Raw genomic sequence first — 24,502 nt, 5'->3', positions numbered from 1 at the left:
GCTAACCGATCTACCGGAGACCTCAACCTTTAGCGATCACCGCCACGCCGGGCCCACCTCACCGCCCAACACGGCCCTTACGAAACACGGGCTAGCCGGGGCCATCCAGCACTACGCAGCGCATCCCGAGCACCGCGCGGCGATCGGCACGTCCGAGGAGCACGCCCGGCTGAGCGGCGCGCTCGCGGGCGGCGGCTGAGCGGCGGGGTTAGAGTCGGCGGGTGCGCTCCGCTCAGCAGATCCTCGCCGACTCCGCCGTGATCGCCGTCGTCGGCGCGTCCCGCGACCCGCGCAAGGCCGCGCACAGCGTGCCGGCGCAGATGCAGCGGTACGGCTGGCGGATCATCCCGGTCAACCCGACGGCCGACGAACTCTTCGGTGAGCGGGTCTACCGGTCCCTGGCCGACATCCCGCACCCGGTCGACCTGGTCGACGTGTTCCGGCCCGCGCAGGACGCCGTCGACGTGGTCCGCGAGGCGGTCGCGATCGGCGCGCCGGCGGTCTGGTTGCAGCTCGGCATCGTCTCGCCGGAGGCGCGCCGCATCGCCACGAAGGCGGGCATCGACTACGTCGAGGACCGCTGCCTGATCGTGGAGCGCGCCGCCGCCGGCCTGACCCGGCTCGGCTGAGCGGGCGCCCGCCGACGCCAGGACGGGCACCCGCGCGAGGGCGCCCCGCCGACGCGAGGGCGCCCCGCCTACGCGAGGACGCCCCGCCTACGCGACGGTGCCCTCAGCCTCAGAGCTTGTATTCCTTGAGCAGGCCGCGGGAGATGATCGTCTTCTGGATCTCCGAGGTGCCCTCGCCGATGAGCAGGAAGGGGGCCTCCCGCATGAGCCGCTCGATCTCGTACTCCTTGGAGTAGCCGTAGCCGCCGTGGATGCGGAACGCCTCCTGGACGACCTCGGCGCAGTATTCCGAGGCAAGCAGCTTGGCCATGCCGGCCTCGACGTCGTTGCGCTGGCCGGCGTCCTTGAGGCGGGCGGCGTTGACCATGAGGGCGTGCGCGGCCTCGATCTTGGTGCCCATCTCGGCGAGCTTGAAGGCGACGGCCTGGTGCCGGGCGAGGGGCTGGCCGAAGGTCTGGCGCTGCTGGGCGTAGGCGACGGCGAGCTCGAAGGCGCGGATGGAGATGCCGCAGGCGCGGGCGGCCACGTTGACCCGGCCGACCTCGATGCCGTCCATCATCTGGTAGAAGCCGCGGCCGACCTTCTCCGCGCCGCCGAGGACGGCGGACTCGTCGACGGTCACGCCGTCGAGCACCATCTCGGTGGTCTCGACGCCCTTGTAGCCCATCTTGTCGATCTTGCCGGGGATGGTGAGGCCGGGGGCGGTCTCGCCGAAGCCGGGCTCCTTCTCCAGCAGGAAGGTGCTCATGTTGCCGTAGACCGAGTCGGCGCCGGTGTCGGTCTTGACCAGGGTCGCCACCACCGAGGAGTACGCCCCGTTGGTCAGCCACATCTTCTGGCCGTTGATGACGAACCGGTCGCCCTCCCGGACGGCCCTGGACTTGATCGCGGAGACGTCGGAGCCGCACTCGGGCTCGGACATCGAGAACGCGCCGCGCACCTCGCCGGTGGCCATCTTCGGCAGCAGCCGGGCCTTCTGCTCGGCGGAGCCGTGCTGGGAGATCAGGTACGCGACGATGAAGTGGGTGTTGACGATGCCCGAGATCGACATCCAGCCCCGGGACAGCTCCTCCACCACGAGGGCGTACGTCAGCAGGGACTCGCCGAGGCCGCCGTACTCCTCGTCGATGGTGAGGCCGAAGAGGCCCATCTCGCGCATCCCGTCGAGGATGTCGGTCGGGTACTCGTCGGCGTGCTCCAGCCGCTGCGCGTGCGGGATGATCTCCTTGTCGGCGAACTCCCGGACGGTTTCCAGGATCGACCGCTGCACATCGGTCAGGCCGGGCGTCTGGGCGAGTCGGGCCATCTCAGCCTCCGGGGGTCGGCGCCTTACTCATGGGTAACTGAACGCTCGGTCAGTATCAGCCGCCCGGCCGGCGAGGCCAAGGTGACCAGTCCACACAACCGCTGTGAAAAGGTTCACCGCTGCGGGTAGCGTCCGGCAAGAGGGACGCGATCCGCCACCGGCAGGAGGAGACCGTGAGCCAGCCACCGCCGCCGGGCCCGCCCGATCCGGACCGGCCGCCGTCGCCGTGGGAGCCCCCGCCGGGCCACGACCCGTCGCGGTCCGAGCCGCCGCCGTCGTGGTCCGAACCGCCGTCGTACGGCCCGCCGTCCCAGGAGCAGCCGGCGTACGGGCAGCCCTCCTACGAGCGGCCCGGCGAACCGCCGCACGGGCAGCAGTGGGGGCACCAGCCCCCGTACACCCCGCAGGTGCCCTACGGGCAGTACGGCCCGCCGGCCGGTCCCCGGCCGGGCGGGGGCACGAACGTGCTGGCCATCCTCTCGCTGGTGCTCGCGTTCGTCTTCGCCCCGGCCGGCATCGTCCTCGGGCACCTGGCCAAGCGGCAGATCCGCACCACGGGCGAGGAGGGCGACCAGCTCGCCACCTGGGGTCTCGTCCTGAGCTACGCCTTCACCGGCCTGGGCCTGCTCGCCTGCTGCGGGTGGATCGCCCTGATCGTCGTCGCCGGCGACGGCGGCACCAACTACTGACGCCGCCGGGTCACCGGTACTGCGCCTCGCGGACGCTGTTGCCGCCGTCCACCACCAGCATCTGCCCGGTGATGTACGACGCGGCCGGCGAGCAGAGGAAGGTGATCGCCGCCGCCACCTCGTCCGGCGTGCCGGGGCGGCCGACCGGCGTGCCGAGGCCCTGCCTGATCTCCGCGACCGTGGAGGCCGCGGTGTGGATGGTGCCCGGCGCGACGGCGTTGACGGTCACCCCGTCGGCGATCATCTCCATCGCCAGCGCCCGGGTCAGCCCCACCACGCCCGCCTTGGCCGCCGCGTACGCCGCCTCGGTCGGCAGCGCGTTGACCGGCCCGGCGGTGGCCGCGAGGTTGACGATCCGGCCCCAGCCCCGCTCGGCCATCCCGCCGATGAAGGCGCGGCTGCACAGGAACGCGGTGGTCAGGTTCCGGTCGATCTCGCCGCGCCACTCGTCGTAGCTGAGCTGGGCGACCGGGCGCAGCACCTCGGGGCTCGCCCGGCTGGCCAGGCCGGCGTTGTTGACCAGCACCTCCACGTCGCCGAGCTGCTCGGTGACCGCGTCGGCGAGCGCCCCGACCTCCGACTCGTCGGTGAGGTCCGCGACGAAGCCGGTCACGCCCAGCTCGCTGGCCCGCTCGTGGATGCGCCGGGTGGTGGAGACGATGGCCACCCGGGCGCCGAGATCGGTGAGCCGGCGGGCCGTCGCGTACCCGATGCCATCCGCGCTGCCCGCGCCCGTGACCAGGGCGACCTTCCCGTCGAGCCGCATCGTCACCGGGTCCGGCAGCGGCGCCGGCTCGTCGACGCCGGCGGGGCCCGCCGGGGCGACGGCGCGGCTGCGCCGGGCCAGCCCGGGACGGCTCGCGTCCCGTCTCGGTCGACTTCCGGAGCGGTCCGCGGCTCGCGCGTCAATCACCATGCCAGGATCCTGCCCGCTCGCCGGGGCCCGGGCAACGCGGCACACCCGGTGGCGAGCCCCCTGCGTGTGGGCCGGCGTGACTACCCTGACGGGCGCACCCGACCCCAACGGAGTAGACGAATGACATACCCCCCGCCCTCCGGCGGCTGGAACGACCCGGCGTGGTCGGGCCAGCAGTCGAGCCCGCCCGCCGACCCGGTGAGCGGTCAACCCATCCCCGCCCAGCCCACCGGCCCGGACCCGTACGCCCCGCCGGACCCGTACGCGGCCGGCGACCCGTACGCCGGCGTGAAGCAGACCTCGGGCCAGCCCGCGGCGGCCGGATATCCGCCGCCGGCCTACCCGATGTACGGCTACGCCGCGCCGCAGCGGACCAACGGCATCGCGATCGCCGCCCTGGTGCTCGCCCTCGTCGGTTTCGCGTCCTGCATCACCGCGCCGGTCGGCGCGATCCTCGGTCACGTCGCGCAGAAGCAGATCCAGCAGACCGGCGAGAGCGGCGAGGGGATGGCGAAGGCCGCCATCATCATCGGCTGGATCCTCACCGGCCTGATCGTGCTGGCCATCCTCTTCTACGTGGCGCTCATCATCTTCGCGATCAGCCAGGCCGACACCAGCGGCAGCAGCTACTGAACGACCGCGCCGCCCCGGCGTGGGCCGGGGCGGCACGGATCGACGGTGCCGGCGGGACTACTGCGCCGGCGGGGTGAAGGACGAGGTCCGGGTCATGCCCGCGGCCCGCCCCTTGGCCGCGACCACGAGGGCCATCTTGCGGGACGCCTCGTCGATCATCTCGTCGCCGAGCATCACGGCGCCGAGCCGGCCGCCCGCCTCGGAGGTGTAGTGCTCGTACGCGTCGAGGATCAGCTCGGCGTGGTCGTAGTCGTCCTGGGCCGGCGAGTAGACCTCGTTCGCGGCGTCGATCTGGCCCGGGTGCAGCACCCACTTGCCGTCGAAGCCGAGCGCCGCCGAGCGCTTGGCCACCTCGCGGAACCCGTCCACGTCGCGGATCTGCAGGAACGGGCCGTCGATGGCCTGCTTGTCGTGCATCCGGGCGGCCATCAGGATCCGCATCAGGATGTAGTGGTAGGGGTCGCCCGGGTAGTCCGGGATGAGGGCGCCCACCACCAGGGACTTCATGTTGATCGAGGCCATGAAGTCGGCCGGACCGAAGATGATCGTCTCGACCCGGGGCGAGGCTGCGGCGATGGAGTCGATGTTGACCAGCCCGGCGGCGTTCTCGATCTGCGCCTCGATGCCGATCCGGCCCACCTCCAGCCCCAGGGTCTTCTCCAGCTGGGTGAGCGTCATGTCGAGCCACTGCACCTGGGCCGCGTTCTGCACCTTCGGCAGCATGACGCAGTCCAGGTTGGCGCCGGCGCCCTCGACCACGTCGATGACGTCCCGGTAGGTCCACGGGGTGGTCAGGTCGTTGACGCGTACGACCCGGGTCTTGCCCGACCAGTCGCCCTCGTTGAGCGCCGCGACGATGTTCTTGCGGGCGTCGGGCTTGGCCAGCGGGGCGACCGCGTCCTCCAGGTCGAGGAAGACCTGGTCGGCGGGGAGACCCTGGGCCTTGCCGAGCATCTTGACGCTGGAGCCGGGTACCGCGAGGCAGGACCGGCGGGGGCGACCTACTGCGGCCATGGATGCGCTCCTTCCAGCGTGCGGCGGGCACGCCGACGCCACCTGACGAGAAATGCGAAGACCTGACGAACCCGGAGGGCTTTGTGACGCCACGGTAACCTCGTGCCGTGACCGGGGTGAATGGACCTGTGGAAGATCTCACTGGGCGCCGGCTGGTGGTGGTGACCGGGGCCAGTTCGGGTATCGGGCTGGCGGCCGCCGTCGACCTGGCGCGCCGCAACGACCAGGTGGTACTCGTCGGCCGGGACCCGGCCCGGCTCCAGGCCGCGGCGGAACAGGTCCGGGAGGCGTCCGGCGAACGGCCCGAGCTGTTCCGGGCCGACTTCGCCGTGCTCGACGACGTGCGCCGGCTGGCCGAGAAGCTGCGGGCCGCGTACGACCGGATCGACGTGCTGGCCAACAACGCCGGCGCGATCGTCCTCCAGCCGCTCACCACCGTCGACGGTTTCGAGCTGTCGATCCAGGCCAACCACCTGGCCCCGTTCCTGCTCAGCAACCTGCTGCGGGACCGGATCGGCCGGATGGTGGTGACCGCCTCCGGCGCGCATCGCAGTGGCGTGCTCGACCCCGACGACCTGAACGCCCCGCTGCGCCGCTACCGCCCGATGCGCGCGTACGGCACCAGCAAGCAGGCGAACATCCTGTTCACCGCCGAGGCGGCCCGGCGCTGGCCGGACGTCCCGGCGTACTGCTTCCATCCGGGGGTGGTGCGCACCCGGTTCGGCAACGACAGCCGGCTGGTCGCCGTGGGCATGCGGATGCTGCCGTTCCGCAGCCCCGAGAAGGGGGCCGAGACGCTGGTGTGGCTCGCCAACCAGGACCCGTCGCGGCTGCGCACCGGCGGCTACTACGCCGACCGGCGGCCCCGCCGACCGCTGCGCAAGGCGGCCGACGCGCAGCTCGCCGCGCGGCTCTGGGGGGCCAGCGCCGAGGCGGTAGGCGTCCCCGCGTAGCCGGCGTCCCGGCTTCCCTGGCGGAGGCGACGTCCCGGCGGAGGTGGCGTCCCGGCTTTGGCGGTGTCGCTCGTGCTCGCCCCGCTGCGATACTTCGCGGCATGACGACGGGGAACGACACCGCCACCGCGTACGAGAACCGGGACGCGGCCGACGCGACGGATGCCGCGCCCGGCCCGGCCGGCGACACGTTGCGCGTGCTCGGCGCGGACCGGGAGCTGGCGGCCCGGATCGACGCCGAGCTGACGGCCTTCAACAACCGGGCGACCGGCGCGGACGACGAGGCCGACCTCTCCGTCCGGGTCACCGGCGCCGACGGCGAGATCGTCGCCGGGCTGACCGGCTGGACGTGGGGCGGTTGCGCCGGGATCAACACGGTCTGGGTCCGCGAGGACCGCCGCTCCGAGGGCTGGGGCGGCCGGCTGCTGCGGGCCGCCGAGGAGGAGGCCCGCCGGCGCGGCTGCACCCAGGTCTCGGTCGCGTCGTTCTCGTTCCAGGCGCCGGAGTTCTACCGCCGCAACGGCTACCAGGACACCGGGCGGCGGGAGGGCATCCCCGGCGGCCACGTCGACCACCAGTTCTGGAAGTCCCTCGTCACCGACCCGGCCGCCGCGGTGCGCGTGGTCGCCGTGGTCGACCTGCCCGAGGCCGAGGCCGGCCGGCGGTACGAGGACGCGGTGCTGGGCCTGCTCGGGCGGCACGGCGGGCGGCTGGAGCGCCGGCTGCGCACCGGCGACGGGCACGCCGAGGTGCACGTGATCCGGTTCGACACCCGCGACGGCTACGACGCCTTCCTGGCGGATCCGGAGCGGCTGGCGCTGCGGGACGCGCTGGGCGACGCCGTGCCCACGGCCCGGGTGCTGGAGGTCCACGAGGTCTGAGGGCGCGGCGGCCGTGCGAGCCGCGGGCGGCGCGCGGGGCCGGACGCGGCCTCATCGGCCCGGCCCGCGCGACGCCGCGCTCATGCCCGCCGTGGGGACCACCTCGTCTCGTCCCAGGTGGACGCCCACCGCACCGGCCCCGGCGCGGACGCCCACCTCACCCGCCCGGCGCGGACGCCCACCTCACCCGCCCGGCGCGGACGCCACCTCACCCACCCGGCGCGGACGCCACCTCACCCGCCCGGCGCGGACGTCACCTCAGCGGCCCGGCGCGCACGTCGCCGCCGCCGTCGGGCGCGCACCAGCCCGACCCCGGCCCCGAAGAGCAGGGTCACGCCGGCCAGCCCGAGGGCGACCAGCCAGGAGGGCGGCGGGCCGAAGTCGGGCTCGCCGGCCGCCCGGACCGCGCCGTCGACCGCGAGGTCGGCGGCGACCGAGAGCTCGGTGACGCCGTCCGGGGTGCGCCACAGCACCTCGGGCGCGGCGGCGCCCCGGCGCAGCAGCACCACCTGCACGGCCGCCGTGCCCGGCTCGTGGTAGGGGCTGACCGCGATGTCGTGCTCTTCCGGGCGATTGACCGCGTCCGGCCCGGGCACGCCCACCAGCGCCACCGCCTCGTCCGCCGACCGCCAGCCGAGCACCTGCAGGAAGGTGGCGGAATCCACCGTCGGGAAGGCGGCGGCGGGCAGCCGGGTCGGGACCACCAGGCGCCAGCTGCGCCGGTAGGTCGGCACCGGGCCCGGGCAGCGCCCGCAGACCGTCCGCAGGAGCACGGCCACCGACTGCCCGTCGGGCAGCCACGCGCCCGGCCCGGCCAGCCCTCCCGGCAGCTTCAGGTAGGGCTCGGCGGTGCCGTCGGCGCCCGCGTCGGCGACCCGGGTCAGCCACACCTCGTTGCGGACCTGGACGGCGAGGGCAGCTCCGTCCCGGGTGACGGCCGCCCGCCCGGGACGCACCCACGCGGTGCCGACGCGGACCCGCAACACGTCGGCCCGGCGCTCCCGGTCGTACAGGCCGACGTGCGGGGTGGCGTAGGTGTTCGGCTCGGTGAAGGTGTCCTCCGCCGCGTAGGCGAGCCGCTTGCCGTCGGGAGCGAAGGCCAGCGGGTGTCCCCGCACGTCGGCGCCGGTGTGCTCGCCGGTGGTCAGGTCGAACAGCCGCCCACCCGCCCAGACGTACCGGCCGTCCGGGGAGAGCAGCGCGTCGAACCCGGGCGAGGCCGGGCCGGCGTCCAACCGGCGGTAGCGGTCGGTCCCGGCGGCCACCACCGCCAGCCGGGTCTCGTGCCAGTCGCTGCGCACCGCCGGGCCGCCGAACAGCGCCGCCGCCGGGCCGGGCGGCGACCCGTCGACCGACGCGGTCAACAGTCCCGGCGCGACCAGGCGGGACGGCAGGCCGGGCGCGTCGACGCGGGAACCCGCGGGAGCCGGCGGGGCGACCGGGCGCAGCGCGTACCCGACGCTGAGGACCAGCACCAGGACGGCGAGCGCGCCGGCCGCGGCGGCCCGCCGCCCCCGGTGCCGGCGCCGCGCGGTGTCGAAGAGGTCCTCCGGCACGGCGGCGGCCGGCACGCCGTCGGCCAGGCCGTGCAACGCCGCGGTGAGTCGATCGGTCATCGGTACACCTCCTGCGGTTTCCGGCCGACCAGCTCGGCCAGTTCGGGGGCGAGGGCGCGCAGCCTGCCGAGGGCGTGCCGCGTCTGGCTCTTGACGGTGCCGAGCCGGCAGCCGAGCAGTTCCGCGGTCTCGGCCTCGCTGCGGTCCTCGTAGTAGCGCAGCACCAGCACGGCCCGCTGCCGGACCGTCAGCCGGTCCAGCGCCGCCCGCAGCGCCAGCCGCAGGTCGACGTCGTCGGGCGCGGCGGCCCGCTCGGGCAGCGCCACGCCCAGGTGCTCGGGTGGGCGGGCCCGCCGCCATCGCCACCAGCTCGCCGCCTGCGTGTAGAGCACCCGGCGCAGGTACGCCCCCGGGTCGTCGAGCCGCTCCCAACGCACGGCCACCCGGGCGAACGCCACCTGCACCAGATCCTCGGCGTGGTGCCGGTCGCCGGTGAGCAGGTAGGCGAACCGGGTCAGCCCGGTCGTCTCTTCGCGGACGAACTCGGCGAAGCCGGCTCGGGCGCGGTCCTCAGCAGTCAACGAACAGCCCTCCTCACCCAGGCAGACGCGGGCAGGGGTGGTCGCGGAGGGAACCTACGGGCCGGCGTCGGCCGGGACGGCGGTGGACGCCGGCGGGACGCGGCGGGCGGCGCCGAGCACGACCACCGCGACGCCGGCCAGCAGCAGCGCCAGGCCGGGCAGGGCGGTGGCCCGGGGCAGCTGGCCGAGCCAGGCCCAGCCGATCAGGGCCGCGCCCGGCGCCTCCAACAGGACCAGCACGCTGATCGTGGTCGCCGAGACGCGGCGCAGCGCGTAGTTGAACATCGAGTGCCCGAGCAGTTGGGCGCCGGCCACGAGGGCGAGCACGGCGGCCCACGTGCCGGTGTCGAAGCCGGTCAGCGGCACCCCGCCGACCAGGCAGACCACCAGCAGGAGCAGGGCGCAGACGCCGTAGCAGATGGTCGTGTACGTCGTGGTGCTGATCGTCGTGCGGGCCCGCTCGCCGAACGCGGTGTAGACCGCCGCGAACATGCCGCCGACCACCGCGAGCAGGTCGCCTGCGAAGGCCCGGCCCGAGACGGCGAAGTCGGCCCCGGTCGCGAGGGCGGCCCCGGCGACCGCCACGCCGATGCCGGCCCACACGGCCAGCGGCAGCCGGCGGCCCTGGCCACGGGCGATCAGCCCCTGCCAGACCGGCTGGGTGGCACCCAGCGCCGTCGCCGCGGCGACCGAGGTGAGCTGGGCGCTCGGCATCCAGGTGGCGAAGTGGGCGGCGAGCGCGACCCCGGACAGGACGCAGTAGAGGCCCTCGCGCCGCCCGGCGCCCACCGTCAGCGACCGGAACTCGGCCCGCCGCCGCCCGAGCGCGTACGGGCCGAGCACCGCGGCCGAGAGCAGGTTGCGCCAGAACGCCACGGCCAGGGCGGGCGCCGCCGCGAAGGCCACCAGCGGGGCGGACGACGAGACGGCCACGACGGCCAGGGCGAGCGCTCCGGTGGTCACCGGGTCGAGGGGCGGGCGGTGCGGTGCGGTGGACACGGGGTGCAATCCTCACACGACGCCGGCCAGCACGGACCGTCAACGCTCGGTTACGATCATGCCTGTCCGCGCCGGCGACCCCTCGACCGCCCGGAGGCGCTCCCCCATGCCCACCTTCCAGGCGGTGCTGTTCGACTTCTTCGGCACGCTGACCCGTTCCGTGCAGCGGGGCGAGGCGCACCGGTCGACCGCCGAGCTGCTCGGATGCCCGCCCGGCACCCTCGTCGACGTGCTCGACCGCACCTTCTACGAGCGGGCCTGCGGGCGGTTCGGCAACGCCGAGGCGACCCTGCGCTGGGTGTGCGAGCAGGTCGGCGTGCGCCCCTCCGACGACGCGGTCCGGTCGGCGGTGGCCTCCCGCCACCGGGCCGTACGCGCCGACACCCGGCTGCGGGACGAGGCCGTGCCCACGCTGGCCGCGCTGCGCCGGCACGGCCTGCGGACGGGGGTGATCAGCGACTGCACGCACGAGCTGCCGGCGTTCCTGCCCCAACTGCCGATCGCCCCGCTGCTCGACGTGCGCGTCTTCTCGGTGCAGGTGGGTCGCTGCAAGCCGGATCCGGCGCTCTACCAGGCGGCGTGCCGGCGGCTCGGCGTGGCCGCCGCGGACTGCCTCTACGTCGGCGACGGCGGCAGCCAGGAGCTGACCGGGGCGGAGCGGGCCGGAATGACCGCGGTGCGGCTGGCCGCGCCGGACCTGGCCGAACACATGGTGTTCAACGCCGACGCGGCGTGGCGCGGGCCGGTGCTGCGCTCGCTCGACGAGGTGGTCGAGCTGGTCGGCCGGGCGGTGGACGCGCCGGTGCCGGCCGGCTGCGGCGCCTGACCCGCGCCCCGGTCCCCACGCGGGCGGGGTCAGCGACGGCGGACGCGGCCAGGCGAGCGGTCGGCGACGGCGCAGGCGGCGAGACGAGCGGTCGGCGACGGCGGCCAGCGGTCAGCGGCGGCGGCCAGCAGTCAGCGGCGGCGGACGCGGTGCAGGCGGAACGGCTTGCGGATCGCCCGGACCACCGGCGCGTCCCGGGGCACCTCCGCGAGCGAGTCGGCGGGCAGTTCGGCCCCGGCGAGCGGGTCGCCGGCCGGCGTCAGCCGGTTCACCGCGCAGCCGTCGGCCGCCCAGCGGGCCACCAGTTCGGCGGTCGGCCCGGGCGCGTTCAGCCGCTTCGCGGCCACCAGCGGGGCGGTGGTCTCCCAGTGCTCGGTGCCGGGCACCAGGCGGCTGACCCGGGCCGGCCAGGTGACGATCCGCCCGCCGTGGTCGCCGCGCAGGGTGACCTGGGCCTCCGTGGCGTCGGCCAGCCCCGGCGCGGACTGCTCGCCCGGGCCGCTGACCACGAAGAGCGCACCCTCCAGCGGCACGCACCAGAGCGCGAGCGCCGGCCCGCCGGGCACGCTCACCCAGGCCACGGCGGCCTTCTTCATCGCCTCGTCGACCAGCGGCGTGCTGGTCCGGTCCGCGTCGGTCACACCGGCATCCTCCCGCACCCGCCCCGGTCCCGTCAGCGCCGCCCGGCTCCCGCCCGCGTCGCGGCGCGGTTCGCGCGGGGTCAGCCGACGAACGGGGGGACCATGATCTCGCCCCGGGCGACCGGCATCACGTCGCCGGCCACGGTGGCGCCGACGGCCTGCCCGCCGGCGGCCGTCACCGTGCAGGCCAGCACGGACGGACGGTTGATCTCGACGCCCTGGTGGACCGTGTACGACGCGCGCCCGTCGGCGGGCAGCAGGCCGCTGGCGACCAGCCACACCCCGAGGCCCAGGGCGGCTGAACCGGTGGCCGGGTCCTCCGGCACGCCGACCCCGGGGACGAAGACCCGGGCGTGCGCGGTTTGCGCGGCGGCGTTCCAGGAGAAGACGCTGACGTGCTCGACTCCGTACCGCTGTGCCGCCGCCGCGTTGACCCGCGCGCGGGCGACCGCGTCCGGACGGACCGGAAGGTACGGGAACTCCAGCCCGCAGCCGGCCACCCGGGGCGCCGGGCCGACGTGGTCGTCCGCGCTGAGCCCCGCCATCTCCAGCAGCGGCTCCGGGCCCAGCTCGGGGCCGAGGGTGGGGACGCCGCCGGTCAGCGTGGCCCCGGTCGCGGTCACCTCGATCGGCAGTACGCCGGCGCCGCACTCCTGGGTGACCTGCCCCGTGCCGAACATGCCCCGGCGGCTCGCGGTCACCGCCGCGCCGACGCTGGGGTGCCCCGCGAAGGGCAACTCGTCGGCGGGGGTGAAGATGCGGGCCCGGTAGGTGGCGCCGACCTGGGTGGGCGGGAGGACGAACACCGTCTCGGAGAGGTTGAACTCACGCGCGAGCGCCTGCATCTGCTCGGTGGCCAGCGCTTCGGCGCCGAACACCACGGCCAGCGGGTTGCCGGCGAACGGGCGGTCGGTGAAGACGTCCACGATCTCGTAGGCCAAGGTCGACATGTTGTTAGACACTAGGCGCTTAGGCTGGTGCCCGTGAGCACGCCGACCCGGATCTACATCGCCCGGCTCGCCGGGGTCGCCGTCTTCGACCCCAACGGCGACCAGGTGGGCCGGGTCCGCGACGCGGTGGCCCGGCTGCGCCCGACGCAGCGCCCGCCCGAGGTGGTCGGGCTGGTCGCGGAGATGCCCATGCGGCGGCGCATCTTCCTCTCCATCAACCGGATCACCTCCATCGACTCGGACGCGATCGTGCTCGGCACCGGGACGCTCAACCTGCGCCGCTTCGAGAAGCGCCCGAACGAGCTGCTCGTGCTCCAGGAGCTGCTCGACCGGCGGGTGCAGGTCGAGCCGGGCGGGCAGGCGGGCTCGGTCGTCGACGTGGCGATGGAGTGCAGCCGGGGCGGCGAGTGGTCGCTGAGCCGGGTGGCCGTACGCGAGCAGACCGGCCGGCTGACCCGCCGGGGCCACCTGCACCAGGTGGAGTGGGAGCGGGTACGCGGGCTCAGCGGCATCGCCGACAGCCGGGGCACCGCCAACCTGCTCGCGGTGCTGGAGGACATGCGCCCCGCCGACCTCGCCAACGCGCTCCAGGACCTTCCCGACGCCCGGCGCAACGAGGTCGCCGCCGCGCTCGACGACGAGCGCCTGGCGGACGTGCTGAGCGAGCTGCCGGAGCACGACCAGGTGGAGATCCTGGCCGCGCTGGACCGGCAGCGGGCCGCCGAGGTGCTGGAGGAGATGGACCCGGACGACGCGGCGGACCTGCTCAGCGAGCTGCCCCCGCCGGAGCAGGACGTGCTGCTCGACCTGATGCAGCCGGACGAGGCCGACCCGGTCCGTCAGCTGCTCAAGTACACGCCGGGCACGGCGGGCAGCGTGATGACCTCCGAGCCGGTCATCCTGCCGCCGGACGCCACGGTCGCCGAGGCCCTGGCACGGATCCGGGAGCCGCAGCTCTCCCCCGCGATCGCCGCGCAGGTCTTCGTGTCCCGGGCGCCGATGACCACGCCGACGGGCCGCTACCTCGGCATGGTGCACTTCCAGCGGCTGCTCCGCGAGCCGCCGGCCGACCTGCTCGGCGGGGTGGTGGTCAACGACATCGACCCGCTGCGGGCGGCCACCCCGCTGCCGGAGATCACCCGCCGGATGGCCACGTACGACCTGGTCGCCATGCCGGTGGTCGACCGCAACAACCGGCTGGTCGGCGCGGTCACGGTCGACGACGTGCTGGACCACCTGCTGCCCCGCGACTGGCGGGACCGGGACGCCGGCACGAGCCCGGGCGCCGCCGAGCCGGTGGGCGGCGCGGATGGCTGACCAGCGGCGGGCGCAGCGGCTCGACCAGCCGCGCGAGCCCCGGGGCGTCAAGCTGCCCCGGTTCGACCCGGAGGCGTTCGGGCGGTGGTCCGAGGGGATCGCCCGGGGAATGGGCACGGCGAACTTCATCGTCTACATGACGGTCGTGATCGCGCTGTGGTTCGGCTGGAACACCCTGGCCCCGGCGCACCTGCGCTTCGACCCGTACACCTTCACGTTCCTGACCCTGGTGCTGTCCCTGCAGGCCAGCTACGCGGCCCCGCTGATCCTGCTGGCGCAGAACCGGCAGGCGGACCGGGACCGGGTCTCCCTGGAGGAGGACCGCCGGCGGGCCACCATGCAGAAGGCCGACACGGAGTATCTGGCCCGGGAGATCGCCGCGCTGCGCAACGCGATGGGCGAGGTGGCCACGCGGGACTTCCTCCGTTCGGAGCTGGCCCGGCTGGCCGAGGAGCTGGACGAGGCCAGCCACCGCCGGCAGCGGCTGGAGCGCCGCCAGCAGGAGCGGACGGCGCAGCAGGAGACGGGCGGGGAGGGCCTGGACGAGCCCCGCGACGACCTGGACGGCGACTGGTCCATGGACGGCCGGCCGGAGGCCCGGGACGTGTGAAACGCCGCTCGCCCCAAGGGGCCGGGTGAGCGGCGTTCGCCTCGATCGTCCCACTTCGTGCCGTAGGTCGTCCACCCCCAACCGCGGTCATCGATTCGCTCACACCGGGCCCCGCAGGCGGCGGTGCGGCGTCGGCGCCGACGTAGCATTGCGGGCATGTCAGCACCCGTCAGCACCGTCTCCGACGCGATCCAGGCCGCGCTGGCCACCGTCAACGACCCGGAGATCCGCCGGCCCATCACCGAGCTGGGCATGGTCCGCTCCGCCGAGGTCGGCGACGACGGCGTCGTACGGGTCGAGCTGTTGCTCACCGTCGCCGGCTGTCCGCTGAAGGACAAGCTCCGCTCGGACATCACCGCCGCGGTCGGCGCGGTGCCCGGGGTGACCGGCGTGGAGATCGAGTTCGGCGTGATGAGCCCCGAGCAGCGCCAGGAGCTCCAGTCGAAGCTGCGCGGCGGCGGCGCCTCCCAGGAACCGGTCATCCCGTTCGCCCAGCCGGGCTCGCGCACCCGCGTCTACGCGGTCGCCAGCGGCAAGGGCGGCGTCGGCAAGTCCAGCGTGACGGTCAACCTGGCCGCCGCCCTGGCCGCCCGCGGGCTCTCCGTCGGCGTGGTCGACGCCGACATCTACGGCCACTCGGTGCCCCGGATGCTCGGCGCGGACGGCCGCCCGACCCGCGTCGAGGACATGATCATGCCGCCGCAGTCGCACGGCGTGAAGGTCATCTCGATCGGCATGTTCACCGCCGGCAACGCCGCCGTGGTGTGGCGCGGCCCGATGCTGCACCGGGCGTTGCAGCAGTTCCTCGCCGACGTCTACTGGGGCGACCTGGACGTGCTCCTGCTCGACCTGCCGCCGGGCACCGGCGACGTGGCCATCTCGCTGGCCCAGCTGCTGCCCAACTCCGAGATCCTGGTCGTCACGACGCCGCAGGCCGCCGCCGCCGAGGTGGCGGAGCGGGCCGGCGCGATCGCCCTGCAGACCCACCAGCGCGTCGTCGGCGTCATCGAGAACATGTCCTGGCTGGAGCTGCCGGACGGTTCCCGGATGGAGGTCTTCGGCGCCGGCGGCGGCCAGACGGTCGCCGAGTCGCTGACCAAGACCATCGGCGCCCAGGTGCCGCTGCTCGGGCAGGTTCCGCTCGACACCCGCGTCCGCGAGGCCGGCGACGAGGGCACCCCGATCGTGCTGGCCGAGCCGGAGTCGCCGGCCGCGAAGGCGCTGGGCCAGGTCGCCGACCGGCTCGCCCTGCGGCGGGAGTCGCTGCTCGGCAAGCCGCTCGGCCTCAAGCCCAGCGGCCGCTGACCGTCCGCCGGCCGCTGCCGGCGCTGTCGCCACCCGACCGGGGGCGGCGTTCCCCCGGGAGCGCCGCCCCCGTCGTCGCTGCGAAGCCGTACGGGCCCCGCTCCGCGCGGAGAGGGGCCGGGCGCGGGTGCCGTGGAGCGGGCCGAGGGCTCAGGTGGCGTCGTCGTAGCTGACGCGCGGGGCGGGGGCCGGCGCGCTGCCGGTGGCGGTGGCCGGGCGGGTGCCCTTCGACCGCAGGTCAGCGGCGGAGGCGACGTCCTTCAGCTCGTTGTGCACGCCGGTGACGTCCGCGCGGAGGTTGTCGTAGACGCCCTGCAGCGGCTTCCGGATCGCCTGCTCGTCCTCCTCGCTGAGCAGGTGCTTGCGGATGAACGCCTTCGGGTGCAGATCCTCCAGCTGGATGTCGGTGCCCAGCTCCCGGCTCAGGTCGGTGGTGGCGCTGCGGGCCATCGTGCGCAGGTTGCGCACCATGCGCAGGCCGTCGCTGATCACGGCGGGCAGCCGGTCACCGAAGATCAGCAGCGCCAGGAGCAGCAGCGCACCGATCTCCCACCAGTTCAGGTTGTCGAACACTGCGCGGGCCTCCTCTCGGCGTCAGAGCAAGACTACGCACGTCGGGTGCCGCGCGGGGAGGGGGTGAACGGCCGTCACTTGGCGTCTGCGGCCAGCGTCACGGAGGCGTTCTGCTTGTTGGAGCCCCGGCGGTACTCGACCGTCACCACCGATCCCGGCGCGAACTTGCGCACCAGGGCGATCAGGTCGGTCGGCTCCGTCATCGGCCGACCGTTGAGCTTCAGGATCACGTCGCCGGCCCGCAGCCCCGCACCGGCCGCCGGCCCGGACGGCTCGACGGCCGCCAGGCGTACGCCGGCCCCGCCGGTGCCCGCGCCCTGCCCGCCGACCTGGGCGCCGATCACCGTGCGCCGGGCCTTGCCGGTGCCGATGATGTCCTGCGTGATCCGCTTGGCCTGGTTGATCGGGATGGCGAAGGCCAGGCCGATGTTGCCCGCCTCCTGGCCGTCCGAGACCAGCGACTTGATCGTCGAGTTGACGCCGATCACCCGGCCGGCGCCGTCGACCAGCGGGCCGCCGGAGTTGCCGTGGTTGACCGCCGCGTCGGTCTGGATCGCCGCGTAGTAGCGCGTGGGGCCGCCCGGCTCGCCGGCCTGCATCGTCCGGTCCAGCGCGCTGACGATGCCGGCGGTGACCGTGTTGGCCAGCGAGAGCGGCGAGCCGATGGCCAGCACGGGGTCGCCGACGGCCAGCGCCTCGGAGTCGCCGAACTCCACCGGGCGCAGGCCCGTCCGGGAGACCTTGATCACCGCGATGTCGGACTCCGGGTCCTGCCCGACGACGGTGGCCGGGGCGGTGCTGCCGTCGTTGAAGACCACCGACGCCTTCCCGCCGGTCGTCCCCGCCAGCACGTGGTCGTTGGTGATCACGTGGCCGTCGGCGCTCGCGATGAAGCCGGACCCCTCGCTCGTGCCGCCGAGGCTGGGCACGCGGACGGTCACCACGCTTGGCAGCACCCGCTCGGCCACCCCGGCGAGCGACTCGGGCCGCCGCTGGGCCAGGCCGGGCGCCTGCGGGTCCGCGCCGAGCACCGTGCCGGCCGCGGCGCCGCCGCGCACCGCGAAGGCGTACCCGAGCGCGCCGCCGAGGCTGCCCGCGAGCAGCGCGGTGATCAGCGGGATGAGCAGCAGCTGCCGCAGCGTCGGCCGGCGCGGGGCGTCCGGGTCGGTGACCGGCTCCGGCTCGGTGCCGGGGATCGGGGCGGCCGGCAGCACCACGGCGGCCGGCGCCGCCGGGTCGCGCCACGGGTCGGCGAGCGCGTCGGACCACCAGGGCGATGTCGTGCCACCGGCGGCGCCCTGCGGCGCCGGCGGCGACCCCACCGGCGGGTGTCCGGGCCCCGGCGGTCGCGCCGGTCCCGGTATCCCCCCGGGCTGGCGCCAGTCCCAGCCGTCGGTCACGTCGGTGCCTCCCACTCCGTCCCCGGATCCCGCGCTCCACGGACCGGGCGAAGGACTCGCACGGTCGCGATCGACGGAATACCGCTTCCAGGATTACACGGATGCCGCGTACTGAGTCACCGGTTGCCGGCCGTGATCGTCAGGTGGCGGACGCGCGGCTGCGCGCGTCCGGCGTCGCCTCTAGGCTCACAGTGCCCACCCGCCCCCGCACCACTCGCGCCGCCCGGAGGTGTGTCATCGCCACGGTCGCCGGTTCCGGCACCTCGACGGCCCAGGCACTGCAGTTCGCCGAGTCGTACGTGACCGAGGATCTCGTGCTGCGCACCGCCCGCAGCCTGGCCCGGGAGGTCGGCCTCGACGCCGTGACGCCCGGCGCCGGGGCGGCGCTGCGGCTGCTCGCCGCCGCCGGCAGCGCCCGCGCCGTCGTGGAGATCGGCACCGGCACCGGCGTCAGCGGCGTCTGGCTGCTGCGCGGCATGCGCGCCGACGGCGTCCTCACCACCATCGACGTGGAGGTGGAGCACCAGCGGATCGCCCGCCGGATCTTCGCCGAGGCGGGCTTCGCCGCCGGCCGGACCCGGATCATCACCGGCCGGGCGCTGGACGTGCTGCCCCGCCTCGCCGACGGCGCGTACGACCTGGTCTTCGTGGACGCCGAGTCGACCGGGTTCGCCGCCTGCGTCGACGCGGCGCTGCGGCTGCTGCGACCGGGCGGCGTGCTGGCGCTCAACGGCATGCTCGCCGACGGCCGGATCGGCGACCCCGCCGCCCGGGACGTCGAGACGGTCACCATCCGGGAGACGATCAAGGCGATCCGGGAGTCGGAACACTGGACCCCGGCGCTGCTGCCGGTCGGCCACGGGCTGCTCGCCGCCGTCAAGTGCTGAACCGCCGCCGGCCCGTCGGGGGCCGGCGGCGTCCGGCGGTCAACCGAGCGTGCCCAGCCAGCGCAGCAGCGAGCGTACGCCCCAGCCGGTCGCGCCCCTGGTCAGCTCCGCGTCGTCGCCCTCGGCCCAGGACGGCGCGGACATGTCCACGTGCAGCCACCGGTCGCGCAGCTCGCCGGTGAACTCGCGCAGGAACAGGGCGGCCATCACCGAGCCGGCGCCCCGGTCCGGCGAGCTGTGCAGGTCGGCCAGGTCGCTGCCGAGGTGCTCGGCGTAGTCGGCGGGCAGCGGCATCCGCCAGGCGGCCTCGCCGGCGGCGGCGATCGCGGCCAGCACGTCGGCGGCGAGGGCGTCGTTCTCGCTGTAGAGCGCGCCCGTGCGCTTGCCCAGCGCGACCGCGTTCGCCCCGGTCAGCGTCGCCAGGTCGACCAGCAGGTCGGGCTTGAGCTCGGCGACGGCGTAGGCGAGCGCGTCGGCGAGGACGAGCCGCCCCTCGGCGTCGGAGTTGGTCGTCTCGCTGGTCGTGCCGCCGTAGTGGCGCACGACGTCGCCGGGGCGGAACGCCGAGCCGCTGAGCATGTTCTCCGCCAGCGGCGCGAGCGTGGTGACCCGCACGGGCAGGCGCAGCGCCGCCGCGCCGAGGGTGGCCGCGACCACCGCCGCCGCGCCGGCCATGTCCTTGCGCATCAGCTTCATCGCCGGCACCGGCTTGATCGAGATGCCGCCCGTGTCGAACGTGATGCCCTTGCCCACCAGCACCACGTGCGTACGCGCGCCGGCCGGCCGCCAGTCCAGCTCGACCAGGCGCGGGGCGCTGGCCGAGCCGCCGCCGACCGCCAGGATGCCGCCGAAGCCCTCCTCGGCCAGTTCCGCCGCGCCGCGTACCCGCAGGTGCAGGTCCGGCACGTCCACGTCGGCCACGTTGGCGGCGACCTGACCGGCGAACCACTCCGGGTTCTTGATCGAGGCCGGGGCGTTGGTGAGGTCGCGGGCGAGCCGGGTCATCCGGGCCGTCGTACGGGCCGTCTCGACGGCTCCGGCGTGCGCGTCCGGGTCGGCCACCACCACGTCGACCCCGGCGAGCGCGGCGGCGGCGCCGGCATCGGTCAGCCGGTACCGGTACGACGCCAGCAGCAGCCCCTCGACCAGCCCGCGAACCGCCGCGGGGGTGACGCCGGCCGGCGCGACCAACGTGACGCGCGTCTCATCGCGGGCGGCCCGGGCCAGCGCCGCGCCCGCCGTCCGCCAGGCCGCCTCGTCGCCGTCGCCGATCCCGAGCAGCAGCAGTCGGGCGGGCTCGCGCCCGGGCCGCAACTGCGCGTGGACCTCACCGGGCCGCCCGGTCGAGCGGGTCGCCGGGACCAGCGCGGCGGCCTCCTCGGCCACGCCGTCGGGCAGCGCCACGTCGGTCGGGGCCGGGCGGGCCGGGGCGTCGTCGGCCGGGCCCGGCCGGACGGGCAGCACCAGGGTGTCGGGCCGCTCGGGCTCGACGAGCAGACGGATGGCGAGCACGCGGAGCCGTACCTCCAGAGAAGCTCGCGGAGCGGGCTCCGCGGAAGAATGAAGACCCTGAGCCACCGGCGCGGGCCGGTGGCTCAGGGGTTGACGAAACGCCCGCGCTGGCGCGCGGACCGCTCCTCGGTCAGCCGGCGGCCGCCTTGAGCGCGTCACCGAGCGCGTTGGCCTCGTCGGGAGTCATCTCGACGACGAGCCGGCCACCGCCCTCCAGCGGGACCCGCATGACGATGCCCCGGCCCTCCTTGGTGACTTCCAGCGGACCGTCGCCCGTCCGCGGCTTCATCGCCGCCATGTTGTCTCCCCTCAGACCTACACCAGGGTCGGTGGGTTGCCCCACAGCCACTTCGTCTTGACCACCCGCAACCTACGCGGGGGTGTCGACCAACGATTTTCCCTGATGAACACCGCCGGACCCAAACCGAAGCAGCATTGATGTAACAGCATCTAGCTTATCCTGAGAAGGCCTGTCACAATGTGCGGTCATGCAGGCACGGTCGGCACTCTTCGACCTGTACGGCGACCACCTCCGGGCGAGGGGTGGCCGGGCACCGGTCGCCGCCCTGGTCAGGCTGCTCGCGCCGCTCGGGATCGCCCCGCCCGCCGTGCGTACGGCGGTCTCCCGGATGGTCCGCCAGGGATGGCTGGACCCGTGCCGGCTCACCTCCGGGCCGGGATATTCGATCACACCGAAAGCCGCCCGCCGGCTCGACGAGGCGGCGGCCCGGATCTACCGGACCGGCCGGATCACCTGGGACGGCCGGTTCGATCTCCTGGTACTGGAGGCGCCCGCCTCGCGGCGGGACCGCCAACGCCTCGCCGCCAACCTGACCTTCCTCGGCTACGGCGCCCTCGACGAGTGCACCTGGGTGGCCACCCGCCCCGGCGAGGACGTGGACGTGCTGCTCGACGAGGCGGACGTGCGCTACGAGCGGTTCACCGCCGCCCACACCTCCGGCACCCCCGGCGCGATGGGCGTCGTCCGCCGCGCCTGGGACCTGACCGAGATCGGCCAGGCGTACGAGCAGTTCGTCGCCGAGCAGCGGCCGCTGCTGGCCGGCGTCACCGTGCGCAGCCCGGACGAGGAGGCGTACGCCGCCCGGTTCCGGCTCGTGCACGCGTGGCGTACCTTCCTGTTCCGGGACCCGCAGTTGCCACCCGCGCTGCTCCCCGAGCGCTGGCCCGGCACCGCCGCGGCCAGCTTCTTCGACCGGCACGCGGCCCGGCTGCGTCCGGCCGCCGACCGGTACGTCGAGCAGTGCCTCGACGCCGGCAACCGCATCGCCCGACAGAAGGGTCGTTAGAAGTGACCGAGCCGCTGCTCGTCGACCGCACCGACGCCGTCGTCACCCTGACGCTGAACCGCCCGACGGCGATGAACGCGCTCGACGTGGCGCTCAAGGAGGCGCTGCGGGACACCCTGGCCGAGCTGGAGACCGACCGCTCCTGCCGGGCGGTGGTGCTCGCCGGCGCCGGCGGCTCGTTCAGCGCCGGCCAGGACCTGCGCGAGCACGTCAAGACGCTGGAGTCGACCGACGGCAACCCGCTGGAGACCGTCCGGGCGCACTACAACCCGATCGCCGCGCGGCTGGCCAACCTGCCCAAGCCGGTGGTCGCGGCGGTGCGGGGGATGGCCGCCGGGGCGGGCGCCTCGCTGGCCTTCCTGGCCGACATCCGCATCGGCGGGCCGTCGACCAGCTTCCTGATGGCGTTCGCCAAGGTGGGGCTGGCCGCCGACACCGGCGCCTCCTGGACGCTGCCCCGGCTGGTCGGCCACGCCAAGGCGGTCGAGCTGCTGATGCTGGCCGAGCCGGTACGCGCGAAGGAGGCCTGCCAGCTCGGGTTGCTCAACCGGGTGACGGAGGACGACGAGCAGGTACTGCCGACCGCGCAGGAGCTGGCCGCCCGGCTGGCCGCCGGCCCCACCGTCGCGTACGGGGCGATCAAGCGGCAGCTCTCCATCGCCGACGCGGGCACCCTGGCCGACGCCCTGGCCGCCGAGGCGCAGGCGCAGGCGATCTGTGGCGGCACCGAGGACCACCGCGCCGCCACGGCCGCCTTCGTCAACAAGCAGAAGCCGGTCTTCGAGGGCCGCTGAGGCCGGTCGCCGGTCGCCGACCCTGGCCCTGGCCCGGGCGTCGTGGCTTCGACGACGCCCGGGGGCGGGGTCAGTCGTCCTCCTCCGGGTCCTGGTTGGCCTCCGCGCCGAGCACGAACGCCTGCATGGCCAGCTCGTCGCCGGAGGGCGAGACGAAGGCGGGCAGCTCGCGCGGCCCCAGCTCCTGCACGTACGCCCAGAACAGCCGGACCGCCTCGGCCGGCGACCCGGCCTCGATCGGCAGGTCGAGGCTCACCAGCCAGGACCGCCGTTGCGGTGGCGGACCGAGCCGGTCGGCCAGCTCCCGGAACACCGCCGGATCGAGCGCGGTCACCGGGCCGTCGAGCGCCACCGTCTCGGCCGGCACCGGCTCGTCGAAGGCCCGCCGCGTGTAGGTCACCACGAGCGGCGCCTCGACCCGCTCGGACAGCGGATCGTCCGGATCCTCCCGGTCCTGGCGGCTGGCCGCGGCGACCCGGCCCAGCGCCACCAGCCGGGGCGGCTCGTCGGCCAACACCGCCACCCGGTCGCCGGGACGGGGGCGGGCGGCGTCGGCCAGGCCGGTCAGCTCGATCGTGTCGTGGTGGACGAGCCGCTCGGCCTCGTAGCGCCCGCTGGGCAGCAGCACGGCCCAGGCGCCCGTGCCGTCGGTGTGGGGCGCCCCGTCCACCCGGTGCGCGGTGTCGGTGGTCATGACCCCCATCCCATCACGCCGCCACGGCCGCCACGACGTGGCAGCCCGCAAGGTGGTCGTCGACCATCCCGGTGGCCTGCATCAGCGCGTAGGCCGTCGTCGGGCCGACGAACCGGAAGCCCCGCTTCTTGAGCGCCTTGGCCAGCGCGGTGGACTCGGGGGTCAGCGCGGGCACGTCGGCGAACGACGTGGGCCGGGCCGGCCGGGGCGGCGGGGCGAAGGACCAGAGCAGCGCGGAGAGCCCCTCGGGCAGCTCCAGCGCCGCCCGGGCGTTGGCGATCGCCGCCTCGATCTTGGCCCGGTTACGGACGATGCCGGCGTCGGCGAGCAGCCGCGCCACGTCGGCCTCGTCGTAGCCGGCCACGGTCTCGATCCGGAACTCGTCGAAGGCCAGCCGGAACGCCGGACGTTTGCGGAGGATGGTCAGCCAGGAGAGCCCCGACTGGAACGCCTCCAGCGTGATCCGTTCGTAGAGCGCGTCGTCGCCGTGCAGGGGTCGGCCCCACTCGGTGTCGTGGTAGGCGGCATAGTCGGGGGTGCTGGCCCCCCAGCCGCAGCGCGGCAGCCCGTCGGCGCCGATCACCAGGTCAGTCACGCGTCCACGCTAGGGCACGGGCCCGACAGGGCCGTCGCCCCCGGCCGCCCCCACGGGCCGGTACGCGCATGCCTGTCCGCCCGGAGTCGATGACATTGGGCCCTCTCGGCCCGCGCGACACCCCGATGTCAGGAATGCCGAGTCGATCAAGCGAATCGCCCCCGCGACCGGGGCAGCCGGCCCTGCCCGACCAGCCGGGTTCAGGGCAGCCGGCCCCGCCCGCGCCCGCGATCAGGGCAACCGGCCCCGTCCGCGCCGAACGATCAGGGCAGCCGGCCCTGCTCGACCAGCCGGGCGAACTTCCGCAACGCCCGGGTCAGGCTGAACTTGGACCCCGGCCAGAGCACCGGCCAGGCCAACCGCCCGGCCGGGCCGCCGGGAAGGTGGAACCACTCGTGCCAGACCACCTGGGTGCGGTCCCGCGCCAGCGGGGTGCAGCGCAGCACGCCGGGACCGCGCAGCAGCTTCCCGCAGTGCACCACGCCGACCTCGTAGGGCGCGTCCACCCGGACCACCCGCATCTCGTCGCGCAGCACGGCGGGGCCGAGCGCGGTGACCGCCTCGACGAGGCTGCCCTCCCCGCCGTCGCCCTCGACCACCCGCAGGGTGGTGAAGGGGATCCATTCCGACTGCCGCTCCCAGGCGGTCAGCGCCGCGAAGACGCGCTCCGCCGGCGCGTCGACGATCACCGTGGCGGTGACCTCACCCGCGCCGGGCTGCGCCGCCTCGCGCAGGTCCTCGCCGCCCTCCGGTCCGGTCACGCCGGCTCCGACCGGACCACCGGTCCCTGCCGCCCGGTGTCGCCCGACGGCGCCGTCACCTCGTCGCCCGGGGCGGACGCGCCCCCGCTCCGGGGGTCGCGCGGCTCCGGCCCGACAGACCGCTCCCCGCCCGCCCGGTGGGCCGGCTCCACGCCGCCGTCGCCGCCCGTCGC

Annotated in this window: 28 protein-coding genes; 13 read left to right on the top strand and 15 right to left on the bottom strand. The window is 75.0% G+C overall.

The window, feature by feature from the left end:
• Both ACWENR_RS11705 and ACWENR_RS11700 read left to right on the top strand, forming a co-directional pair.
• On the top strand, positions 1-199 hold a 199-nt coding region (locus ACWENR_RS11705), incomplete at its 5' end, for a hypothetical protein (protein ID WP_452276957.1).
• Positions 200-221: 22 nt separating this feature from the next.
• On the top strand, positions 222-629 hold the full coding sequence (locus tag ACWENR_RS11700) for a CoA-binding protein (protein ID WP_452276956.1): 408 nt from the start codon (positions 222-224) through the stop codon (positions 627-629).
• 109 nt (positions 630-738) lie between these two features.
• Here the strand turns inward: ACWENR_RS11700 and ACWENR_RS11695 are convergent, their stop codons facing one another.
• The gene (locus ACWENR_RS11695; protein ID WP_452276955.1) at positions 739-1,935 is read right to left on the bottom strand and encodes an acyl-CoA dehydrogenase family protein; all 1,197 of its coding nucleotides are present in this window, start codon (positions 1,933-1,935) and stop codon (positions 739-741) included.
• 173 nt (positions 1,936-2,108) lie between these two features.
• Between ACWENR_RS11695 and ACWENR_RS11690 the strand changes: the two genes are divergently transcribed.
• Positions 2,109-2,624, top strand: a complete 516-nt coding sequence (locus ACWENR_RS11690; RefSeq protein WP_452276954.1) for a DUF4190 domain-containing protein — start codon at positions 2,109-2,111, stop codon at positions 2,622-2,624.
• A 10-nt stretch (positions 2,625-2,634) separates the two neighbouring features.
• On the opposite strand, the gene ACWENR_RS11685 is transcribed toward ACWENR_RS11690, so the two are convergent.
• The gene (locus tag ACWENR_RS11685; protein WP_452276958.1) at positions 2,635-3,471 is read right to left on the bottom strand and encodes an SDR family NAD(P)-dependent oxidoreductase; all 837 of its coding nucleotides are present in this window, start codon (positions 3,469-3,471) and stop codon (positions 2,635-2,637) included.
• A gap of 189 nt (positions 3,472-3,660) precedes the next feature.
• Between ACWENR_RS11685 and ACWENR_RS11680 the strand changes: the two genes are divergently transcribed.
• Positions 3,661-4,173, top strand: a complete 513-nt coding sequence (locus tag ACWENR_RS11680; RefSeq protein WP_452276953.1) for a DUF4190 domain-containing protein — start codon at positions 3,661-3,663, stop codon at positions 4,171-4,173.
• A 57-nt stretch (positions 4,174-4,230) separates the two neighbouring features.
• Here the strand turns inward: ACWENR_RS11680 and ACWENR_RS11675 are convergent, their stop codons facing one another.
• Positions 4,231-5,187 (bottom strand): HpcH/HpaI aldolase/citrate lyase family protein, encoded by a 957-nt coding sequence (locus tag ACWENR_RS11675; protein ID WP_452276952.1) that lies wholly within the window; start codon positions 5,185-5,187, stop codon positions 4,231-4,233.
• 128 nt (positions 5,188-5,315) lie between these two features.
• On the opposite strand from ACWENR_RS11675, the gene ACWENR_RS11670 reads away from it, so the two are divergent.
• Both ACWENR_RS11670 and ACWENR_RS11665 read left to right on the top strand, forming a co-directional pair.
• Entirely contained in the window at positions 5,316-6,140 is an 825-nt protein-coding gene (locus ACWENR_RS11670) for an SDR family NAD(P)-dependent oxidoreductase (RefSeq protein ID WP_452276951.1), read from the top strand.
• Between the two features lie 101 nt (positions 6,141-6,241).
• Positions 6,242-7,021 (top strand): GNAT family N-acetyltransferase, encoded by a 780-nt coding sequence (locus ACWENR_RS11665; RefSeq protein ID WP_452276950.1) that lies wholly within the window; start codon positions 6,242-6,244, stop codon positions 7,019-7,021.
• A 233-nt stretch (positions 7,022-7,254) separates the two neighbouring features.
• Here ACWENR_RS11665 and ACWENR_RS11660 read toward each other — a convergent pair whose 3' ends face one another.
• From ACWENR_RS11660 to ACWENR_RS11650, 3 genes are read right to left on the bottom strand one after another with little or no spacing between them, the layout of a single operon-like run.
• Positions 7,255-8,637: a hypothetical protein gene (locus tag ACWENR_RS11660; protein ID WP_452276949.1), complete on the bottom strand. Its 1,383-nt coding sequence runs from the start codon at positions 8,635-8,637 to the stop codon at positions 7,255-7,257.
• Complete coding sequence (locus tag ACWENR_RS11655) at positions 8,634-9,158, bottom strand: SigE family RNA polymerase sigma factor (protein ID WP_452276948.1); 525 nt, start codon at positions 9,156-9,158, stop codon at positions 8,634-8,636. The genes ACWENR_RS11660 and ACWENR_RS11655 overlap by 4 nt, the downstream gene beginning before the upstream one ends.
• 54 nt (positions 9,159-9,212) lie before the next feature.
• Positions 9,213-10,157 carry a DMT family transporter gene (locus tag ACWENR_RS11650; protein ID WP_452276947.1) on the bottom strand — a complete coding sequence of 315 codons (945 nt, stop codon included), beginning with the start codon at positions 10,155-10,157 and terminating at the stop codon, positions 9,213-9,215.
• A 106-nt stretch (positions 10,158-10,263) separates the two neighbouring features.
• On the opposite strand from ACWENR_RS11650, the gene ACWENR_RS11645 reads away from it, so the two are divergent.
• Positions 10,264-10,983 carry an HAD family hydrolase gene (locus ACWENR_RS11645; protein ID WP_452276946.1) on the top strand — a complete coding sequence of 240 codons (720 nt, stop codon included), beginning with the start codon at positions 10,264-10,266 and terminating at the stop codon, positions 10,981-10,983.
• 131 nt (positions 10,984-11,114) lie between these two features.
• On the opposite strand, the gene ACWENR_RS11640 is transcribed toward ACWENR_RS11645, so the two are convergent.
• On the bottom strand, positions 11,115-11,624 hold the full coding sequence (locus ACWENR_RS11640; RefSeq protein WP_452276945.1) for a hypothetical protein: 510 nt from the start codon (positions 11,622-11,624) through the stop codon (positions 11,115-11,117).
• 80 nt (positions 11,625-11,704) lie between these two features.
• On the bottom strand, positions 11,705-12,574 hold the full coding sequence (locus ACWENR_RS11635) for a PhzF family phenazine biosynthesis protein (protein ID WP_452276944.1): 870 nt from the start codon (positions 12,572-12,574) through the stop codon (positions 11,705-11,707).
• 33 nt (positions 12,575-12,607) lie between these two features.
• Here ACWENR_RS11635 and ACWENR_RS11630 point away from each other — a divergent pair, with 33 nt between their 5' ends.
• From ACWENR_RS11630 to ACWENR_RS11620, 3 genes are all read left to right on the top strand, one after another.
• Positions 12,608-13,891, top strand: a complete 1,284-nt coding sequence (locus ACWENR_RS11630; protein ID WP_452276943.1) for a magnesium transporter MgtE N-terminal domain-containing protein — start codon at positions 12,608-12,610, stop codon at positions 13,889-13,891.
• A complete protein-coding gene (locus tag ACWENR_RS11625) occupies positions 13,884-14,501 on the top strand; it encodes a DUF1003 domain-containing protein (protein WP_452276942.1) in 618 nt (205 codons plus the stop codon). The genes ACWENR_RS11630 and ACWENR_RS11625 overlap by 8 nt, the downstream gene beginning before the upstream one ends.
• 156 nt (positions 14,502-14,657) lie before the next feature.
• Positions 14,658-15,806: an Mrp/NBP35 family ATP-binding protein gene (locus tag ACWENR_RS11620; RefSeq protein WP_452276941.1), complete on the top strand. Its 1,149-nt coding sequence runs from the start codon at positions 14,658-14,660 to the stop codon at positions 15,804-15,806.
• 150 nt (positions 15,807-15,956) lie between these two features.
• On the opposite strand, the gene ACWENR_RS11615 is transcribed toward ACWENR_RS11620, so the two are convergent.
• Complete coding sequence (locus tag ACWENR_RS11615; protein ID WP_452276940.1) at positions 15,957-16,379, bottom strand: preprotein translocase subunit TatB; 423 nt, start codon at positions 16,377-16,379, stop codon at positions 15,957-15,959.
• Between the two features lie 74 nt (positions 16,380-16,453).
• Complete coding sequence (locus ACWENR_RS11610) at positions 16,454-17,794, bottom strand: S1C family serine protease (protein WP_452276939.1); 1,341 nt, start codon at positions 17,792-17,794, stop codon at positions 16,454-16,456.
• A gap of 284 nt (positions 17,795-18,078) precedes the next feature.
• On the opposite strand from ACWENR_RS11610, the gene ACWENR_RS11605 reads away from it, so the two are divergent.
• Positions 18,079-18,666 (top strand): O-methyltransferase, encoded by a 588-nt coding sequence (locus ACWENR_RS11605; protein WP_091107661.1) that lies wholly within the window; start codon positions 18,079-18,081, stop codon positions 18,664-18,666.
• Positions 18,667-18,705: 39 nt separating this feature from the next.
• Here the strand turns inward: ACWENR_RS11605 and ACWENR_RS11600 are convergent, their stop codons facing one another.
• Complete coding sequence (locus ACWENR_RS11600) at positions 18,706-20,178, bottom strand: leucyl aminopeptidase family protein (protein ID WP_452276938.1); 1,473 nt, start codon at positions 20,176-20,178, stop codon at positions 18,706-18,708.
• 130 nt (positions 20,179-20,308) lie between these two features.
• The gene (locus ACWENR_RS11595; protein WP_007455245.1) at positions 20,309-20,476 is read right to left on the bottom strand and encodes a DUF3117 domain-containing protein; all 168 of its coding nucleotides are present in this window, start codon (positions 20,474-20,476) and stop codon (positions 20,309-20,311) included.
• Positions 20,477-20,666: 190 nt separating this feature from the next.
• Here ACWENR_RS11595 and ACWENR_RS11590 point away from each other — a divergent pair, with 190 nt between their 5' ends.
• Both ACWENR_RS11590 and ACWENR_RS11585 read left to right on the top strand, forming a co-directional pair.
• The gene (locus ACWENR_RS11590) at positions 20,667-21,485 is read left to right on the top strand and encodes a PaaX family transcriptional regulator (RefSeq protein ID WP_452276937.1); all 819 of its coding nucleotides are present in this window, start codon (positions 20,667-20,669) and stop codon (positions 21,483-21,485) included.
• Positions 21,486-21,487: 2 nt separating this feature from the next.
• Positions 21,488-22,279 carry an enoyl-CoA hydratase/isomerase family protein gene (locus ACWENR_RS11585; protein WP_452276936.1) on the top strand — a complete coding sequence of 264 codons (792 nt, stop codon included), beginning with the start codon at positions 21,488-21,490 and terminating at the stop codon, positions 22,277-22,279.
• Positions 22,280-22,349: 70 nt separating this feature from the next.
• On the opposite strand, the gene ACWENR_RS11580 is transcribed toward ACWENR_RS11585, so the two are convergent.
• From ACWENR_RS11580 to ACWENR_RS11570, 3 genes are all read right to left on the bottom strand, one after another.
• On the bottom strand, positions 22,350-22,973 hold the full coding sequence (locus ACWENR_RS11580; RefSeq protein WP_452276935.1) for a hypothetical protein: 624 nt from the start codon (positions 22,971-22,973) through the stop codon (positions 22,350-22,352).
• 13 nt (positions 22,974-22,986) lie between these two features.
• Positions 22,987-23,568, bottom strand: a complete 582-nt coding sequence (locus ACWENR_RS11575) for a DNA-3-methyladenine glycosylase I (RefSeq protein WP_452276934.1) — start codon at positions 23,566-23,568, stop codon at positions 22,987-22,989.
• Positions 23,569-23,831: 263 nt separating this feature from the next.
• The gene (locus ACWENR_RS11570) at positions 23,832-24,329 is read right to left on the bottom strand and encodes an SRPBCC family protein (RefSeq protein ID WP_452276933.1); all 498 of its coding nucleotides are present in this window, start codon (positions 24,327-24,329) and stop codon (positions 23,832-23,834) included.
• Between the last annotated feature and the right edge of the window lie 173 nt (positions 24,330-24,502).

It is taken from the genome of Micromonospora sp. NPDC004336, from assembly GCF_053602615.1.
This window is presented reverse-complemented; position numbering and strand designations above follow the sequence as displayed.